This window comes from Deinococcus metalli, from assembly GCF_014201805.1.
Lineage (GTDB): Bacteria > Deinococcota > Deinococci > Deinococcales > Deinococcaceae > Deinococcus > Deinococcus metalli.
In genome coordinates this window covers 164,682-181,848 of sequence record NZ_JACHFK010000008.1, presented here as the reverse complement: position 1 = coordinate 181,848, position 17,167 = coordinate 164,682, and the positions used below count along the sequence as shown (strand labels likewise).

The window sequence follows — 17,167 nt, the reverse complement described above, 5'->3', positions numbered from 1 at the left end:
GTCATGCGACGCTTCCCTGTCCTGGCCGCCCTGCTGAGCGGCCTTGCCGCCGCCCAGACCACCCCGGCGACCTCCTCCGCCCCGGCGCCGACCTTCACCCCGGTGCCGTTCCTGTCGCCCACCCCGGTGCGGACGTTCAAGGAGGCCGCGTGGGTGATCGACCCCGCGAAGACCTACCGCGCGGTGCTGAACACCACCCAGGGCGACATCACGGTCGAGCTGTCCGCCAGGGCCGCGCCCAAGGCCGTGAACAGCTTCGTGTTCCTGGCCCTGAACCACTTCTACGACGGCACCCGCTTCCACCGCGTGATCGACGGCTTCATGGCGCAGGGCGGCGATCCGCTGAGCGCCGACCCGGCGCAGCAGGCGCGCTGGGGCACCGGTGGCCCCGGCTACGGCTTCTACGTGGAACTCGACCCGGCCCTGACCTTCAAGTCGGCCGGGGTGCTCGCCATGGCGCGGTCGCAGAGCCTGTACTCGCAGGGCAGCCAGTTCTTCCTCACGCTGGCGCCGGCGGACTTCCTGAGCGGACAGTACACCGTGTTCGGCCGGGTGGTGGCGGGCCAGGACATCCTGGCGAAACTGACGCGCACCGCCCGCAGCACCGCGGCGGGCGAGACGCCGATTGCGGGCGCCGTGCCGGACGTCCTCAAGGGCGTGCAGGTGCTCGTCTCGCCGTGACCGGGCAGGCCGCGCCGACTTTATGGTTCGCCCATGAACGGAGTGGACGGCCCACCCTGACACGATTCCCGCTGGTGGGGATGGGTGCCGCAGCCTAGACTTTTCGCATGCGTTTGCGCCGCCTGTTTCCCCTCGTCGCCGCTGGTCTCGCCGCCGTGTATGTCCGCCAGGTGCACCGCTTCCGCGACCCGGTGCGGGTCCTCGGGGCCGCGGATGGAGAGGTGGTCAGCCCGGCCGACGGCGTGGTGGCCTTCGTGCGCCGCGTGGAGGCAGGAGAAGTGACGGCCGGCACGAACGGCGCGGCCGTCCCGGTGCAGGAGGTGCTGGGCACCGCGGCGGAAGACGGCTGGCTGCTGGGCGTCCTGATCGGCCCGCTGGACGTGCACTACACGTACCAGCCGGTCTCCGGCACCGTGACTGGGGTGCGCCGCATGGACGGCCGGACGCCCACGCCGCTGCTGACTCTGCTCGCCCGCGCGGCCCTGCTGGCGGGCCGGCCGACGGACGTGCTGGGCGCGCCGGGCACGCGGAACAATGAGCGCCTGAGCGTCACCCTGGGCAGCGACGCCGGCGACGTGACCGTGGCGCTGGTCGCGCCGGGCGCGGCGCTGGACGCCATGCCGTACGTGAAGGAAGGCGACCGCGCGCGCGCCGGGAACAAGCTGGCCTTCCTGCCGCAGGGCGGCCTGGTGCTGCTGCACCTGCCCGGGCACCTGACGCCGCTGGTGACCGTGGGGGAGCACGTCACGGGCATGCAGACCGTGGTCGCGCGTTCCTGAGGGCGGTTTCCGGGCGGGCGAACCGCAGGGCAGCCACGTTCCCTGACCCACATGCCGCGCCCGCCCGGTGCGGCGCATTCCGGCCGGGCCGACACTTCCTTATGCAGACCCGCGCTATGGTGCTCCCCCGAGGAGACCCGCCGTGACCGACCCCCACCCCCACCGGGACGCCGCCCCCGAGCGCACCCTGGAACGCCTCAGCGCCGACCGCAAGGTGCGGGCGGTGGCGCAGGCTGGCAGCTACGGCACGCCCGCCGCGTGGGCGGGCTCGCAGCCCACCTTCGTGACCTTCGAACGCGATGTGCTGTCGGCGCGCAGCGAGACCCGGGCGGGCATCACGGTCGAGCGCTTTCCGTACGCGAAGCTGGAGGCATGGCGCGAGTGGGACGCCGCGCGCACGGAGGCGCCGCTGGCGCTGCTGGCGACCAGCCGCGTCGCGTACGATCCCACCGGGCATTACGGCCGCATCCAGCGGATGCTGTGGACCCTGAGCGAGGCCCAGCGGGCCGCCCACCGCGGCGACCTGCTGACCGCGGCGGGCGAGCGGCTGGAGACGGCCCGGGGGGCCTACACCGGCCCCGGCCACGGCATTCAGGAACAGCTGCTGGCGCTGGCCGACGCGCGGGACATCGCCCTGGGCCTGCTGTACCCCGCGCTGCTGACGTGGCTGCACCTGTGGCCGGAGTTCGAGATCCGGCTGCCGCACGCGTGGCGCGCCTCGGCGGGCCTGAAATTCCCCAAGGCCGTGTACCGTCTGGAGGCGCTGTACGCCTTCGGCGGCGAGTTCGAGGCCCGGCGCGTGCTGCTCGCCACCCGCGGCCTGGGTCTGGTCGAGCAGGAACGCCGCGCACGCGCCGCCTTCCAGGCCGGCTACTACGACGGCGCGGTGCGCTACCTGCGCGACGAGGCCGCCCGTACCCACCGCCCCGACCTGCACGCGTGGACGCACCTGAGCAGCGCCCGGCGCGACAAGCTGGGCACGCTGCTCGGCGTGAGCCGCGCGCCGCTGGGCCCGGCCGCGCTGGAAGTGGCCGGCGACCTGCTGGACGCCGTGCGGAACGGACACTGAAGGCAGACAGTAGAAACGGCCGGGGAGCATATGCCCCGGCCGTTTCTGCTGAGTGTGGGTTACGCCTGCTGGGCCGTGCCGCTGGGCTGGGCCGCGTTGCCGCTGGGCTGCGCGGCGGCGTCCACGGTCTTGGGAGCCGTCAGCTGACCGCCGCTGCGGACCGTCACGGCGCGCTTCTGGGCGGCCTCGGAGCGGGGCACGCGGATGGTCAGGGTGCCGTGGTCGAAGTCGGCCTCGACCTTGGTCAGGTCGTACTTGGCAGGCACGCTGAAGGTGCGGGCCAGGGTGCCGTAGGCGCGCTCCACGCGGTGCGCGGTGCGGCCATCGGTGCGGGCGTACCTGCGCTCGGCCTGCACGGTCAGGGTGTTGTTCTCGGCCTCGATCTGGATGGCGTCCGGCTGCACGCCGGGCAGGTCCAGGGTGAGTTCCAGGCCCTGCTCGTCCTCGTGGACATCCACGGGCGGGGCGAGGCGGGCGCCGCTGCTGGCCTGGCCGAAGGCCCGGTCCATGCGCTGGGTGAGTTCCTCGATTTCACGGAAGGGATCAAATCGCATCACTTGCGTACCTCCTGGAGTGGTGGAGTTCCGGAGCGCTGGCCACGCACATCGCCTGCATGGATCTGAGTGCCCTGCGCTCAACGTCAGACATAGTAAAACCTGAGCGCAATCATGTCAAGTTTAGTGCGCCTTAAATCACGCGTGCGGGGGTGGCCCGGCCGCCGCCGCACCTCTGCTACACTCCCTACGGTTCGGGGTACGCGCCCCACCTTTTTCCCGGCGATCCCGTGAGGTCGCGCCCGCCCCGTGAGGCAGGAGAAGGAGTGAAGTATGTGGAGTGAAGTCGTGGGCCGTCAGCATGCGCTGAACGGCGATTTTTTTTGGCTGGGGGCACCCCATGGCGCCTAAGGCCACCATCCTCTCGGCCGACGAGATCCGGCGCGGCCTGACGCGCATCGCGCACGAGATCGTGGAGCGCAACAAGGGCGCGCAGGACCTCGCGATCATCGGCGTGCACACGCGCGGCATTCCGCTCGCCGCGCGCCTGGCCGCGAAACTGTCCGAACTGGAGGGCGTGGAGATTCCGACCGGGATGCTCGACATCACCCTCTACCGCGACGACCTGTCGGAGGTGGCGCACCAGCCGATCATCCGCGAGACGCACGTGCCCTTCGACATCGCGCAGCGCCGGGTGGTGCTGGTGGACGACGTGCTGTACACCGGCCGCACGGTACGGGCCGCGCTCGACGCCCTGATCGACCTCGGGCGGCCGCTGGGCATCCAGCTCGCCGTGCTGATCGACCGCGGGCACCGCGAACTGCCGATCCGCGCGGATTACGTGGGCAAGAACCTGCCGACCGCGAAAAGCGAAGTCGTGAAGGTCAAGTTGCAGGAGACCGACGGCGTGGACATCGTGGAGCTGTGGGACCTGGAGGACGTGAAATGACGGCCGCCGCGACCTCTGCCCGGCCGCGCCACCTGCTGGACTTCCAGGACTGGAGCCCGGAGCGCCTGACTGCCATCCTGGACAACGCGGACACCATGTTGCAGGTGCTCGACCGGCCCGTGAAGAAGGTGCCGGCCTTGCAGGGCCTGACCATCTGCACCGCGTTCTTCGAGAACTCGACGCGCACACGCACCAGCTTCGAACTCGCTGCCCGGCGCATGAGCGCCGACGTGATGACCTTCGCCGCCGGAGCCAGCAGCGTGTCCAAGGGCGAGAGCCTGCGCGACACCATCGAGGTGCTGACGCAGTACAAGGTGGACGCGTACATCGTGCGGCACCACGCGTCCGGCGCCGCACATCTGGTGCACCAGTACAGCGGCAAGCCCGTGATCAACGCCGGCGACGGCCGCCGCGCCCACCCCACCCAGGCGCTGCTCGACGCGTACACCGTCCGGCAGGAGTACGGCTCGCTGGAGGGCAAGACCGTCGCCATCCTCGGGGACGTCCGGCACAGCCGCGTGGCGCGCAGCAACGCCGAACTGCTGCCCAAACTGGGCGCCAAGGTCATCCTGTGCGGCCCGGCCACGCTGCTCCCCGCCGACCTGGGCGCGCTGCCCGGCGTCACACTGACCACCGACCCCGTGCAGGCCGTGCGCGGCGCCCACGCCGTCATGGCGCTGCGGCTCCAGCAGGAACGCATGACCGGCGGCTACCTGGGCAGCCTCCAGGAATACGCCGACACCTACCAGGTGAACGAGGCGCTGATGGGGCACGCGGAGAGCGGCGCCATCGTCCTGCACCCCGGCCCCATGAACCGCGACGTGGAGATCAGCGCCGAGGCCGCCGACGGCCCGCGCAGCCGGATTCTGAAGCAGGTCGAGAACGGCCAGGCCATCCGCATGAGCGTGCTGTACCACCTGCTGGTCGGGCGGGACTGAGGACTTCCATGATCATCACCATCACGAACATCAAACGTGTCGGCTCAGACGAGCTGACGTCCGTGACCATCGAGAACGGCGTCATCAAGGGCTGGAACCTGCCGGAAGACGGCGAGGTCATCGACGGCCACGGCGGCACCGTCGCGCCCGCGCTGATCGAGTTGCACGCGCACCTGCGTGAGCCGGGGCAGACGCAGAAAGAAGACCTCGCGTCGGGCCTCGCGGCGGCGGCGGCGGGCGGATACGGCACGGTCGTGTGCATGCCGAACACGTCCCCGGTGATCGACGACCCGGCCATCGTCCGCAGCCTGCTGGAGAAGGCCGGAACGCTGGGCCAGGCGCGCCTGAAGCCGGCGGCGGCCCTGACGCGCGGGCAGCAGGGCGAGGCGCTGGCCGAACTGACGTACCTGAAGAACGCGGGCGCCGTGATGTTCACGGACGACGGCCGCACCAACGAGAACGCCCGGGTGCTGCGGCTGGGCCTGGAAACGGCCGCGAGCCTGGGCATGGTCGTGTCGGTGCACGCGGAGGACGCGTCGCTGCGCGCGGACGGCGTGATGAACGAGGGCGCGGTGTCCGAGGCGCTGGGCGTGCCCGGCAACCCGGCAGCGGCCGAGGCGGCGCGCGTGGCGCGGGACATCGAGATCGTGGCGGGCCTCGCCGCGCAGGGCCGCCCGGTGAGGCTGCACGTGCAGCACCTGTCCACCGCACGCGCACTGGATCTGGTGCGCGACGCCAAGAAGCGCGGCCTGGGCGTAACCTGCGAGGTCTGCCCGCACCACCTGACCCTGACCGACGAGGCGCTGCGGGCTTTCGACGCCGTGTACAAGGTCGCGCCGCCCCTGCGGACGCAGGCGGACGCTGATCACCTGCTGGAAGGCCTGCGGGACGGCAGCGTGGACTGCCTCGCCACGGACCACGCGCCGCACACCCGCGCCGAGAAGGAGCGTGACCTGCTGGACGCGCCCAGCGGTATCGCGTACATCGAACTGGCGTTCCCGCTGATGTACACGCGCTTTGGCGAGTCGCTGGGGCTGGAGAAGATCGTGGAACTCCTGACCGCCGCGCCCGCCCGCGTGATGGGCTGGCCCGAGCCGACGCTGGACACCGGCGCGCCCGCCGATCTGGTCGTGTTCGATCTGGATACGCAAAGAGAAGTGAAGCCCACCGAGTTCAAGAGCAAGGCGAAGTTCACGCCGTGGGCCGGAGAAACCTTGAAAGGCTGGCCGGTGCTGACCGTGGTCGACGGCAAGGTCGCGTACCGACGGGAGTAGGACGCAGTTCCAAAGATCAACACCTGTTGATCGTCCAGCGCGAGAACGGGAGTTATCCGCCACCCCAACCCGACCTCCCGCGCAATGGGAGGAGCTTGAAAACCGAAGCGTCCCGCCTTGCCCCTCACCGAATGCCATCGTGCGCGCAGCACGCTGGCGCTGACGACGTCAACGCAGAAGGCGGGGCAGCTGCCTCCACAGGCAGGCAATCACGACCAGCAGCGCGGCCGACCGCGCACTTTGCCCAGCGCCCCACCCCCAGCTCCAGCCCTTAACTGGTGGGGGCCGGTTCCTGTTGCAGAAAGTCGCGGATAATCTCCACCAGTTCGTCCGGTTCTTCCAGGCTGGGTAGGTGCCCGCTGCGTTCCAGCACGACCATCCGCGCGTAGGGAATCGAGCGGGCGATCACCTCGCCCTCCGCTGGCGGGTTCAGGGGATCGTGGCGACCGCTGATGACCAGCGTGGGCGCGGTCACCCGCGGCAGCTCCGGGCGGAAGTCGAAGCCCTCCAGGGCGCGGTTCGCTGCCTGGAACTGCCCGGGCGTGAGGCTCAGGCCCAGCTCCATGTCCCGCTGGGTGCCCTGGTCGCGCCGTGCCCGCACCTCTGGGGACGTGGTGGGCGCGAACATCAGGCCGCCGATGAAGGCCAGCACCTCGTCGTTCGACTTCCCTTCCAGCTCGGCCGCGTGCTCTCCGATGAGCCGCGCGACAGACGAGGTCGTGCCGCTCGCCTTCGGCACGACCAGCACGAGTTTCGACACCCGCTGCGGCGCGCGGATCGCCACGCCCTGCGCGACGTAGCTGCCCATGGAGGTGCCCATCACGTCGGCCCGCTCCAGCCCCAGCGCGTCCATCACACCCAGGACGTCCGACACGTGGTCAGCCAGGGTGTATGCCGCCGGGCGATCCGAGCGGCCGTGGCCCCGGCTGTCCAGCGCGATCACGCGCCGGATGCGGCTCAGCTGCTCGATCTCGGGCCGCAGCCACTCGACGTTCGAGCCCAGGCCGTGCAGCATGACCAGCGGCGGCCCGTGGCCGTGGTCTTCGACGTGGAGTTCGGTGCCGCCGACGTTCATGCCCGGAAGATAGGCCATGCGGCCGCAGGGATGACGCCCTACTTCCCGCCCAGGCTCAGCCGCGTGAAGTCGGCGGCCGTGTAGTCGCGCGTCTCCGGGCCGTAGCCGCGGTCGAACACAAGCTGCACACCCTGCGTGGCCGCGTGGGTCTCCGGCCTGATGTCGTAGTCGCTGAACTCGAAGACGCTGAAGCCCCGCCAGCGGCACACATTGTCCTGGCACTCGCGCGTCCACAGGCCCTGGTCGACCTTCGCGGCGGCGTCCCGGCGGCTGTCGATGCGGGCCAGTTCCCTGCCGCCGGCGTCCAGCAGGCGCAGCGCGGCCGTCACCTTCAGGGCGTCTTTCAGGGCCACGAGTTCGCCCTGGATATAGACCTGCGTGGTTCCCGAGTAGCGGGTGATCTTGACCGGGCGGCCCTCGCGGGCGGCGTTCGCACAGATGTTGCCGACGGTGCCGGCGGGCAATTCGAAGATCACGCGGCTCGCCACGCCGGCCGGCACCTTCACCTCGGGCGGGCTGCTGCGGTCGTCGGTGAGTTTGCGGCCCACGCGTCCGGCCTCACTCGGGTCGCCACTGGCGTACTTCTGCCCGGCAGGGGTGGGATGCGCCTTCTCATAGGCGGTGGCGGCGTCGCAGGCCTGCTGCCTGGCCTCCACGGTGGGCCGGAGCAGATCGGCCCAGGTGGGCGTGGCGGAGGTCTGGGCCACGGCGCTGCCGAGAGCGAGCAGGACGACGGACAGGCGCTTCATGTCCCCAGTTCTAACAGGCACGGCGGCCAGGTGGTCCCTCAAATGGGCAGAGGGGAGAGCCGCCCGCGCTCTCCCCTCCAGTGATCGGCCCGGTTTACGCCGGAGTGGCGAGGCCGGGCTGGCGGCCGAGCACCTTCAGGCGCAGCATGTTCGCCACGAACACCACGCCGGTGCCGAGCGTGAGCACGAACAGCGTGATGAAGGCCGACTGCGCGCCCAGCGTGGGCTTCAGGGCCGCGAAGATCAGCGGCAGGAAGAAGCCGCCCAGGCCGCCGAGCATGCCCACCAGGCCGCCCACCACGCCCATCTGGCCGGGGTTCCACTGCGCGACCAGGGTGTAGGTGCTGGCCTTGCCGATGCCCATGCCGACCCCGACGACGGTGGTGAGCAGCGTGAAGGTCGTGACCGGCAGCTCGCGCATCAGGGGCAACAGGCCGAGCAGCATGATGGCGAACGCGGCGATGGTCACGGCGCGCGGCCCGAAGCGGTCGCTGAGGTAGCCGCCCAGCGGGCGCAGCAGGCTGGCAGGGAAGATGAACAGCGCGGTCAGCAGCCCGGCCTCGGCCAGGGGAATGTCGTAGTGGTCGACGTAGTACTTGGGCAGGAAGAGGCTGTAGGCCACGTACGCGCCGAAGAACACCACGTAGTACAGCCCGAAGCGCCACACCTGCGCGCGGGCCAGCGGGCGCAGCCAGTCGGCCACGCTGCGGCCGCTGGGCGTGACGGTGTCGGCCGGGGTGAAGCGGGCGGTGGCGGCGGCGCACAGCACCAGCAGGATGGCGAACACGAAGGGCACGAAGTGCCAGCCGCCAGGAATCAGCAGGCCGGCGGGCACCAGCGCGATCAGCAGCGGGGCAAGCAGCTTGGTGATGCTGGCGCCCGCGTTCCCCGCGCCGAAGGTGCCCAGCGCGAGGCCCTGACGGGCGGTGGGCACCCACTGCGCGATCCACGCGTTGCCGATGGCGAAGCTCACGCCGGCCAGACCGACGCCCAGCGCGAGCGCGAGCAGCAGGCTGTAGCCGTTGGCGTACGCCAGCGCCAGCGAGAACGCGGCCGTGACCAGCATGTTCACGGTGAAGACCTTCTTGCCGCCGTAACGGTCGGCCCAGATACCGGCCGGCAGCCTCAGCAGCGAGCCGGTCAGTACCGGGATGGCGGTCAGCAGCGTGAACTGCGCGTCGCTCAGGCCGAGCTGCTTGCGGATGGGCAGGCCCACGATGGCGAACATCACCCACACGGCGAACATCAGCGTGAAGCCCAGGGTGGAGAAGGTCACGACCTTCCGGGCATCGGGGCTCAGGGCAGGGGCGGGCGGAGCGGCGGTGGGTGCGGTCATGGTGGGTTCCTCCTGGAATAGGCGGGGTGTGGGAGCGGGTCAGGACGAGCGGTCGGGAGTGAAGCTCACGGGAGGGTTCAGGTCGCCGCCACCTCGCCCGTCAGACCCGGGCGAAGGGGGATGCCGGCGACCGAGTGCGCCGGCATCAGCGTCACGGGTGTGCCCTTGAAGGCGGGCATGTGCGAGTGCGGATCGAGGGTGTACGGATCGGTGAGCAGATTGGCAGTCTGCGGCCAGTGGAACGGCAGGAACACGGTGTCCGGCCGGATGGCGGGCGTGATCTGGACGGGCAGCGTGGCCGTGCCGTGCAGGGTGCGCAGGGTCACGCTGTCGCCGGGGCGCAGGCCGTGGTCGCGGGCAGTGTCGGGGTGGATCTGCGCGGTCGCCTCGGCCTTCAGGGCGGCGTTGCGCCGGGTCTGGGTGCCGCTCTGGTACTGGTTGCCCAGCCGGCCGGTGGTCAGCGTGAGCTGCCGGGGCGGCGTGGGCAGCGGGAACGAGGGAACGTGCAGGGTCGCCAGCCCGTCGGCAGTGGGGTACGTGGGCGCGTAGGCGTAGGGCGTGTCAGGGCCGGTTGCAGACTTCACCGGCCACTGGGCAGTCGCGCGGTCGAGCCGCTCGGCGCTCAGGCCGCTGTAGTCGGCCTTGCCGCCCTTCGTGGCCAGGAAGAACTCGTCCTGCAGTTCGCGGAAGGTGCCGTACGTGAATCCCTGTGGGCGGCCCACGGCGGCCGCGAGGTCGCACAGGATGCGCCAGTCCTCGCGGGCGGCGCCGGGCACGGTGATGGCCCTCCTGCGGCGCTGCACGCGGCCCTCCAGGTTGGTGGTGGTGCCCTCTTCCTCGCACCACATGCTGCCCGGCAGCACCAGCGTGGCGAGCTGCGCGGTCTCGCTGGGCAGGAAGTCGATCACGATCAGGTGCTTCAGGGCCCGCAGGTTCTCCGTGACCTGACCGGCCCCGGCGGCGCTCACGACGGGGTTGGAGCCCAGCACGATCAGCGCCTCGATCTCGCGGCCGCAGGCGTTCAGGAGGTTCTGCGCGGAGCGGCCGGGCTGGGGCAGCTCCGTGTCCTCCACGCCCCACAGCGCGGCGATCTCGGCGCGGTGGCGGGGGTCTTTCAGGCTGCGCGCGCCGGGCAGCTGGTCGTTCTTCTGGCCGTGCTCGCGCCCGCCCTGGCCGTTGCCCTGGCCGGTCAGGGTGCCGTAGCCGCCGCCGGGCTTGCCGAAGTGCCCGGTGAGGAACGCGAGGTTCAGCCACGCCTGCACGGTGTCGGTGCCGTGCGCGTGCTGCTCCGCGCCGCGCCCCGTGAGGATCAGGGGCCGGGCGGCGTCCGCGTAGCGGCGGGCCAGGGTCAGCAGGTCCGCCTCGTCGATGCCGCACTCGTGCGCCACGCGGGCGGGCGGGTAGTCGTCGGCCTGGGCAAGCACGCCGGGCATGCCGTGGGCGGGCGCGGTGGGGCGGATCTTCCCCCACTGTTTCATCAGGTGCAGCACGCCCAGCGCCAGCACGCCGTCCGTGCCGACCCGGGGCGACAGGTGCTGCCCGGCGACCTTCGCGGTGGTCGTGGCGCGCGGGTCGATGGCGTAGATCACGCCGCCGCGGTCCTTGGCGGCCTTGAGGTACTGCATGATCGGCGGCAGCGTCTCGGCGATGTTCGCGCCGACCAGCAGGATCAGGTCGCTGCTCCCCATGTCCGCGAGCGGGAAGCCCAGGCCGCGGTCGTAGCCAACGCTGCGGTTCAGGGCGCTGCTGGCCGAGGCCATGCAGTAGCGGCCGTTGTAGTCGATGTTGGCGGTCTTCAGGGCCAGCCGCGCGAACTTGCCGAGCAGGTACGTCTTCTCGTTCGTGAGGCTGCCGCTGCCGAACACGCCCACGGCGTCGGGCCGGGTGTCGAGCAGCGGGGTCAGGGCGTCACGGACGTACGCGAGCGCCTCGGCCCAGCCCACCGGCACGAGCTCGCCGTTCTTGCGCAGCAGCGGCTGCGTCAGGCGTTCGGGGTGGCGCACGTCGCTCAGTGCGGCGAGGCCCTTCTTGCACACGGTGCCGTGGGCGACCGGGCAGTCCTTGGTGGGCGTGACCTTGACCGGCAGGCCGCGTTCGATGTGCAGGTCGAAGGTGCACTGCACCGCGCAGTACGGACAGGTGGTGCGGACGAGGCGCGCGTCGGGAGGAGTGGGCGCGGTCATGGGGCCACCTTGCCGAACAGCGGTGCGGATCGTCAAGGCCAAATTGGTCGAAGCGGACAAAATTGCCCGACATTTTGCTCAATCTGTCTACACCAACCCGGCCTTTGCGACCTTGAGTGAGCAATCTGGACAGCAAACCCTTGACAATCTGCATGCAATCCTTCTCAATGGGGCGCGACGGAGGGCCACTCCGGCCTGCGTGCGACGGTGGCACGCCCCCAGGAGGAGACATGACGAACCGCACCCCCCCGCCCCCCCATGTGATCGTGATCGGCAACGGTATGGTCGGCCACCGACTGGTCGAGCAGCTGCGTGCCCAAGCCGATGTCCACACCCTGCGCGTCACGGTGGTCAGCGAGGAACCCCGCCTCGCCTACGACCGCGTGCACCTGTCGTCTCACTTCGACGATCCCCGCCCCGATCTGGCCCTCGCCACCGAGGCCGGCTACACCGAGTCCGGCGTGGAGGTCGTGTACGGCAAGGCCGAGCACGTCGATCTGGCCGCCCGCACGGTCACGGTTGACGGCCGCACGCTGCCGTACGACGCGGCCGTGTTCGCCACCGGCTCCATCCCCTTCGTGCCCCCGCTGCCGGGCCGCTTCGCCAAGGGCGTGTTCGTGTACCGCACCCTGGACGACCTGGACGCGATCCGCGAGGCCGCCGCGCACGCGACGACCGGCGTGGTGATCGGCGGCGGCCTGCTCGGCCTGGAGGCCGCCGGGGCGCTGCGCAAGCTGGGCCTGGACACCCACGTGGTGGAGTTCGCGCCGCACCTGATGCCCGCGCAGCTCGACGCGGAGGGCGGGGCCACGCTGCGCCGCACCATCGAGGCGATGGGCATCGGCGTGCACGTCAGCAAGGCGACCACCGAACTCACGTGGAACGCCGCCGGCCGCGTCAGCAGCCTGGCCTTCGCGGACGGCACCACGCTGGAAACCGACCTGCTGGTGTTCTCGGCCGGCATCCGACCGCGCGACGACCTCGCCCGCGCCTCTGGCCTGGACGTGGGCGAGCGCGGCGGCATCCGTATCGACGACACCGGCCGCACCAGCGACCCGCACGTGTACGCGGTGGGCGAGTGCGCCCTACACGACGGCCGCATCTACGGCCTGGTCGCGCCCGGGTACCAGATGGCGAAGGTCACGGCCACGAACGTGCTGCGCGAGCTGGGCGTGCTGAGCGGCGAGCCCGCGCACTTCCGGGGCGCCGACCTGTCCACCAAGCTCAAGCTGCTGGGCGTGGAGGTCGGCTCCTTCGGGGACGCCAAGGGCGTGACGCCCGGCAGCCGCAGCGTGTCCCTGAGCGACAACGTGCGCGGCACGTACTCCAAGGTGGTGCTGTCGCCCGACGGCAAGGCGGTGCTGGGCGGCCTGCTGGTGGGTGACACCGCGCGCTACAGCGACCTGCTGGACCTGACGCTGTCCGGCACGCCGCTGACCGTGCCGCCCGAGACGCTGATCGTGCCCCCGCTGCCCGGCGGCGCGGCGCTGCCGGCCAGCGCCGATGCGCTGATCTGCTCGTGCGAGAACGTGCGCACCAGCGCCATCTGCTCGGCCATCGAGGGCGGCGCGCGCGACGTGGCGACCCTGAAGAAATGCACCAGCGCCGGCACCGGCTGCGGCGGCTGCGTGCCCAGCCTGCACGGCCTGCTCCAGACCGAGCTGCGCCGCCTGGGCGAGACGGTCACCAACCACGTGTGCGAGCACTACGCGTACTCGCGCCAGGAACTGTTCGACGTGATCCGCGTGAAGGGCCACACCACGTGGGACGAGGTGCTCGCCGCGCACGGCACCGGCCTGGGCTGCGAGGTCTGCAAGCCCGCCGTGGCGTCCATCCTGGCCAGCCTGCACAACGAGCTGATCGTCAAGCCCCAGCACGCGCCGCTGCAGGACACCAACGACGCCTTCCTGGCGAACATCCAGAAAAACGGCACGTACTCGGTGATGCCGCGCGTGCCCGGCGGCGAGATCACCGCCGAGGGCCTGATCGCCATCGGCGCGGTCGCCAAGAAGTTCGGGCTGTACTGCAAGATCACCGGCGGGCAGCGCATCGACCTGCTCGGCGCGCACCGCGATGACCTGCCGGCCATCTGGGAGGACCTGATCGCGGCCGGCTTCGAGAGCGGGCACGCCTACGGCAAGAGCCTGCGGACCGTCAAGAGCTGCGTGGGCTCCACGTGGTGCCGCTACGGCGTGCAGGACTCCACCAGCCTCGCCGTGCGGCTGGAGCTGCGCTACCGGGGCCTGCGCAGCCCGCACAAGCTCAAGAGCGGCGTGTCCGGCTGCACCCGCGAGTGCGCCGAGGCCCGCAGCAAGGACTTCGGGATCATCGCCACCGAGAAGGGCTGGAACGTGTACGTCGGCGGCAACGGCGGCGTGACCCCCAAGCACGCGGTGCTGCTCGCCGGTGACCTCAGCGAGGACGAGGTCGTCACGCTGCTGGACCGCTACCTGATGTTCTACGTCCGCACCGCCGACCGCCTGCAGCGCACCAGCACGTGGCTGGAGAACCTGGACGGCGGCCTGGAGTACCTGAAGTCCGTGATCATGGACGACCGCCTGGGCCTGTGCGCCGAACTGGAGGCCGAGATGGCCCGCCACGTCGCGTCGTACGAGGACGAGTGGGCGGCGGCCGTGAACGACCCCAGCATCCGCGCGCGGTTCCGCACCTTCGTGAACTCCGACGCCCGCGACGACGGCGTGCAGTGGGTGGATGAGCGCGGTCAGATCCGCCCGGCCGACTACCCGCAGCTCACGCCCCTCCCCATGGCCGGCGGCGATGACTGACCGGCGCGCGCGGCCCCTGACCGGCCGACAACGACCGTGCCAGCGGACCCGTGCCTGCCCTCCCCCATCCGACCCCAAGGAGTCCCCATGACCCTGCTCCCCTCCGCTCCCCCGTCCTCCGTGCAGCCCACCTGGACGCCCGTGTGCGCGCTGCGCGACATCCTGCCCGGCCTGGGCGTGTGCGCCCTGGTGCGCGGCGAGCAGGTGGCCGTGTTCCACGTCGCCGGTCAGGTCTATGCCGTCGGCAACCGCGATCCCTACACCGGCGCGAACGTGATGTCACGCGGCCTGACCGGCAGCTATACCCGCAGCGGCGAGACCCGCGTGAAGGTGGCCTCGCCGCTGCTGAAACACGCCTTTGACCTGGAAACCGGCGAGTCGCTGGACGACCCGGCCACGGCGCTCCCCACCTACCCGGTGCGGGTGGAGGGAGGTGACGTATGGATTGGTTCGGCGGTCTGAGGGTCCTGAGTCTGGAATCGCGCCGCTCCGAGGAGATGGCGACCCTGATCGAGAAGTACGGCGGGCGCGCGGTCGTGGCCCCCAGCATGCGCGAGCAGAAGCTCGACCTGACGCAGCCGCTGGCCGCCTTCGAGCGTGACCTGCGTGCCGGCACGGTCAGTGCGCTGGCGTGCATGACCGGCGTGGGCACGCGGCTGTTCCTGCGCGAACTCGTGGCGCGCGACCCGGCGCTGCTGGAGCTCCTGAAGGGCGTGCCGCTGATCGCGCGCGGCAGCAAGCCCCTGCAGGCCCTCAAGGAATTCGGGCTGACCGGCGTGAACGTGCCGCGCCCGCACACGTGGCAGGAGGTCATGGAGGCCCTGGCCGGGCGCCTGGAACGCGGCCAGCACGCCGTGATCCTGGAGTACGGCGAGGCGACGCCCACCGCCATGCTGCGCGAACTCGGCTACGCCGGCATCCGCGTGACCAGCGTGCCGGTGTACCGCTGCGCCTTCCCGCTCGACACCGCGCCGCTGGCACAGGCCGTGCGGGACGTGGTGCTGGGCGGCCCGGACGTGCTGCTGCTCTCCAGCGGCACCCAGGCCCTGCACTTCCTGAAGTACGCCGAGAAGATGGGCCTGCTCGACGAGACCCGCGCCGCCCTGAACCGTCTGGTGCTGGTCAGCATCGGCCCGGCGTGCTCGGAGGCCGCCGCAGACCTCGGGCTGCGCATCGACCTGGAAGCCAATCCGCACAAGATGGGCATCCTGGTGCGCACCGCCGCCGAGCACGCGCCCGGCATCATCGCGGAACGCACGCTGCGCAAGACCGGCTGATTCCCTGGGAGGCCGCAGACGAAACGGCCTCCCGTCCATCTCCAGGCGGCAGCGGTCCCAAGGCGGTGTTCCCCCGCGTTAAGGCCGCAGCACCCACACGACTTCCGGGCACCACCCGGGCGGAGCGGCTGCCGGGATGCACCGCTCCACCCCCGAGGCGCCACGACCGGCCGCGTTTCCTGAACCCCCAGGCGCGGCCGGTGACCTGTTCCCTGTTACAGCAGGCGGCCGTCGTCGCCCGGGTCGGGGGTCTTCACGGGCACACCGCGGGCGTTCAGGGCGTCGCGCAGCAGGGGGATGTTCTTCAGGGCGTGGCCCTTGGTCGTGTTCTCGAAGAACACGTACAGCTCGCTCAGGTCGTCATTCACCACCGCGATCTTCTCGGCCCATTCATCCATCTCGGCGCGGGTGTAGCGGTAGTCGTGGCGCTCGGCGGCGCTGGTGCCCTCCCACCAGCTGCCGGCGTTGCGCCCGTGCAGCCGCAGGTAGCCCACGTCGGCGGTCACGTGCACCTGCGGTTCAGGCATGCCGCCCACCGGCGGGTAGTCGGGGCTGACCCAGATCAGGCCGTACTCGCCCATGCCCTCGCGGACCTCGGGTTTGTCCCAGCCGGCGTGGCGCAGTTCCACCGCAAGCTCATGCCCGGCGAAGCGCTCGGCCAGCATCAGCAGGTACTTGCGGTTCTCGGCGGTGCGGTGAAACGAGTACGGGAACTGGGCCAGGTACGGTCCCATCACGCCGGCCTCGCGCAGCGGTTCGGGGCTCTGGAGCATGCGGTCAAAGTCCGCGTCGGTGGGCGCGCGGTCGTGGGTGAAGGCCCTGTTCAGCTTCACGGCGAAGCGGGTGCGGCCCGCGCTCTTGCGCGCCATGCCCTCAAAGGCCTTCAGGCCGGGAATGGCGTAGAAGCTGGAGTTGAGTTCCACCGCGTCGAAGTGCCGCGCGTAGGTGTCCAGGTACTCGTCTTTCTTCACGCCCTCGTAGATCAGGCCGGGGGCCGTCCAGTCGTCGTTGCTGTACCCGCCGCAGCCGATGTAGACCCGCATGCCCTGAGCTTACGGGAGGCGGCCCGGCCGGCCCGGCGGCATGAAGGGCCGCACAAGACCCGGCTCAGTTCAGGCGGGGGTGGCGGTTCAGGGTCGTCCAGAACGAACGGATGGTGAGCATCGCCTCGCGGAACTGCGTGAAGTCCATGGGCTTGATCACGTAGGCGCTCGCGCCGTGCGCGTACGAGTCGCGGATGTCGCGGTCCTCGCCGCTGGTGGTGAGCATCACGACCGGGATGTCGCGCAGGTCGTCCTGGGCGCGGATGGCGTCCAGCACGGCCAGACCGTCCATCTGCGGCATCTTCAGGTCGAGCAGCACCAGGTCCGGCAGGTGGTCCTGGCCGTGCCCCAGCGCGGTGCGCAGGTTGGAGATGGCTTCCTCGCCGCTGCCCGCCACGTCCACCTGATAATCGAGGCCGTCGCCGGACATCTCCCCGAAGGCGCTCAGGGCCAGCTCCAGATCATTGGGATTATCGTCGACGAGCAGAATTTTGCGGGTTTTCACGGTTCTCCACGGGTGAAGAAGGCAGGCGG

16 protein-coding genes are annotated in these 17,167 nt (G+C 70.8%); 9 read left to right on the top strand and 7 right to left on the bottom strand.

Annotation, left to right across the window (positions count from 1 at the left end; translation table 11 throughout):
- Positions 1-3 precede the first annotated feature (3 nt).
- From HNQ07_RS16035 to HNQ07_RS16025, 3 genes are all read left to right on the top strand, one after another.
- The gene (locus HNQ07_RS16035; protein WP_184113584.1) at positions 4-681 is read left to right on the top strand and encodes a peptidylprolyl isomerase; all 678 of its coding nucleotides are present in this window, start codon (positions 4-6) and stop codon (positions 679-681) included.
- Positions 682-788: 107 nt separating this feature from the next.
- Entirely contained in the window at positions 789-1,460 is a 672-nt protein-coding gene (locus HNQ07_RS16030) for a phosphatidylserine decarboxylase (RefSeq protein ID WP_184113583.1), read from the top strand.
- A 142-nt stretch (positions 1,461-1,602) separates the two neighbouring features.
- Complete coding sequence (locus HNQ07_RS16025) at positions 1,603-2,529, top strand: hypothetical protein (protein ID WP_184113582.1); 927 nt, start codon at positions 1,603-1,605, stop codon at positions 2,527-2,529.
- Between the two features lie 59 nt (positions 2,530-2,588).
- On the opposite strand, the gene HNQ07_RS16020 is transcribed toward HNQ07_RS16025, so the two are convergent.
- On the bottom strand, positions 2,589-3,086 hold the full coding sequence (locus tag HNQ07_RS16020; RefSeq protein ID WP_184113581.1) for an Hsp20/alpha crystallin family protein: 498 nt from the start codon (positions 3,084-3,086) through the stop codon (positions 2,589-2,591).
- A 337-nt stretch (positions 3,087-3,423) separates the two neighbouring features.
- Between HNQ07_RS16020 and pyrR the strand changes: the two genes are divergently transcribed.
- The 3 genes from pyrR to HNQ07_RS16005 are packed head-to-tail and all read left to right on the top strand — an operon-like array spanning position 3,424 to position 6,184.
- A complete protein-coding gene (pyrR, locus tag HNQ07_RS16015) occupies positions 3,424-3,972 on the top strand; it encodes a bifunctional pyr operon transcriptional regulator/uracil phosphoribosyltransferase PyrR (protein WP_184113580.1) in 549 nt (182 codons plus the stop codon).
- Complete coding sequence (locus tag HNQ07_RS16010) at positions 3,969-4,910, top strand: aspartate carbamoyltransferase catalytic subunit (protein WP_184113578.1); 942 nt, start codon at positions 3,969-3,971, stop codon at positions 4,908-4,910. Before pyrR ends, HNQ07_RS16010 begins: the two co-directional genes overlap by 4 nt.
- Positions 4,911-4,918: 8 nt before the next feature.
- Positions 4,919-6,184 carry a dihydroorotase gene (locus tag HNQ07_RS16005; protein WP_184113576.1) on the top strand — a complete coding sequence of 422 codons (1,266 nt, stop codon included), beginning with the start codon at positions 4,919-4,921 and terminating at the stop codon, positions 6,182-6,184.
- Between the two features lie 271 nt (positions 6,185-6,455).
- Here the strand turns inward: HNQ07_RS16005 and HNQ07_RS16000 are convergent, their stop codons facing one another.
- From HNQ07_RS16000 to HNQ07_RS15985, 4 genes are all read right to left on the bottom strand, one after another.
- Positions 6,456-7,259, bottom strand: coding sequence for an alpha/beta fold hydrolase (locus tag HNQ07_RS16000; protein WP_184113574.1), 804 nt, complete (start codon positions 7,257-7,259; stop codon positions 6,456-6,458).
- Positions 7,260-7,297: 38 nt separating this feature from the next.
- Positions 7,298-8,008, bottom strand: a complete 711-nt coding sequence (locus tag HNQ07_RS15995; RefSeq protein WP_184113572.1) for a hypothetical protein — start codon at positions 8,006-8,008, stop codon at positions 7,298-7,300.
- Between the two features lie 94 nt (positions 8,009-8,102).
- Entirely contained in the window at positions 8,103-9,344 is a 1,242-nt protein-coding gene (locus HNQ07_RS15990; protein ID WP_184113570.1) for an MFS transporter, read from the bottom strand.
- A gap of 77 nt (positions 9,345-9,421) precedes the next feature.
- The gene (locus HNQ07_RS15985; RefSeq protein ID WP_184113568.1) at positions 9,422-11,527 is read right to left on the bottom strand and encodes a molybdopterin oxidoreductase family protein; all 2,106 of its coding nucleotides are present in this window, start codon (positions 11,525-11,527) and stop codon (positions 9,422-9,424) included.
- Between the two features lie 230 nt (positions 11,528-11,757).
- Between HNQ07_RS15985 and nirB the strand changes: the two genes are divergently transcribed.
- The 3 genes from nirB to HNQ07_RS15970 all read left to right on the top strand — a co-directional run bounded on the left by nirB (position 11,758) and on the right by HNQ07_RS15970 (position 15,590).
- Positions 11,758-14,313: a nitrite reductase large subunit NirB gene (gene nirB, locus HNQ07_RS15980; protein ID WP_184113566.1), complete on the top strand. Its 2,556-nt coding sequence runs from the start codon at positions 11,758-11,760 to the stop codon at positions 14,311-14,313.
- Positions 14,314-14,400: 87 nt separating this feature from the next.
- Positions 14,401-14,775 carry a nitrite reductase small subunit NirD gene (gene nirD / locus HNQ07_RS15975; protein WP_184113564.1) on the top strand — a complete coding sequence of 125 codons (375 nt, stop codon included), beginning with the start codon at positions 14,401-14,403 and terminating at the stop codon, positions 14,773-14,775.
- Entirely contained in the window at positions 14,754-15,590 is an 837-nt protein-coding gene (locus tag HNQ07_RS15970; RefSeq protein ID WP_184113562.1) for a uroporphyrinogen-III synthase, read from the top strand. Before nirD ends, HNQ07_RS15970 begins: the two co-directional genes overlap by 22 nt.
- Positions 15,591-15,805: 215 nt before the next feature.
- On the opposite strand, the gene HNQ07_RS15965 is transcribed toward HNQ07_RS15970, so the two are convergent.
- Positions 15,806-16,633, bottom strand: a complete 828-nt coding sequence (locus tag HNQ07_RS15965) for a DUF72 domain-containing protein (RefSeq protein WP_184113560.1) — start codon at positions 16,631-16,633, stop codon at positions 15,806-15,808.
- A 64-nt stretch (positions 16,634-16,697) separates the two neighbouring features.
- Complete coding sequence (locus tag HNQ07_RS15960) at positions 16,698-17,138, bottom strand: response regulator (RefSeq protein ID WP_184113558.1); 441 nt, start codon at positions 17,136-17,138, stop codon at positions 16,698-16,700.
- Positions 17,139-17,167: the final 29 nt, after the last annotated feature.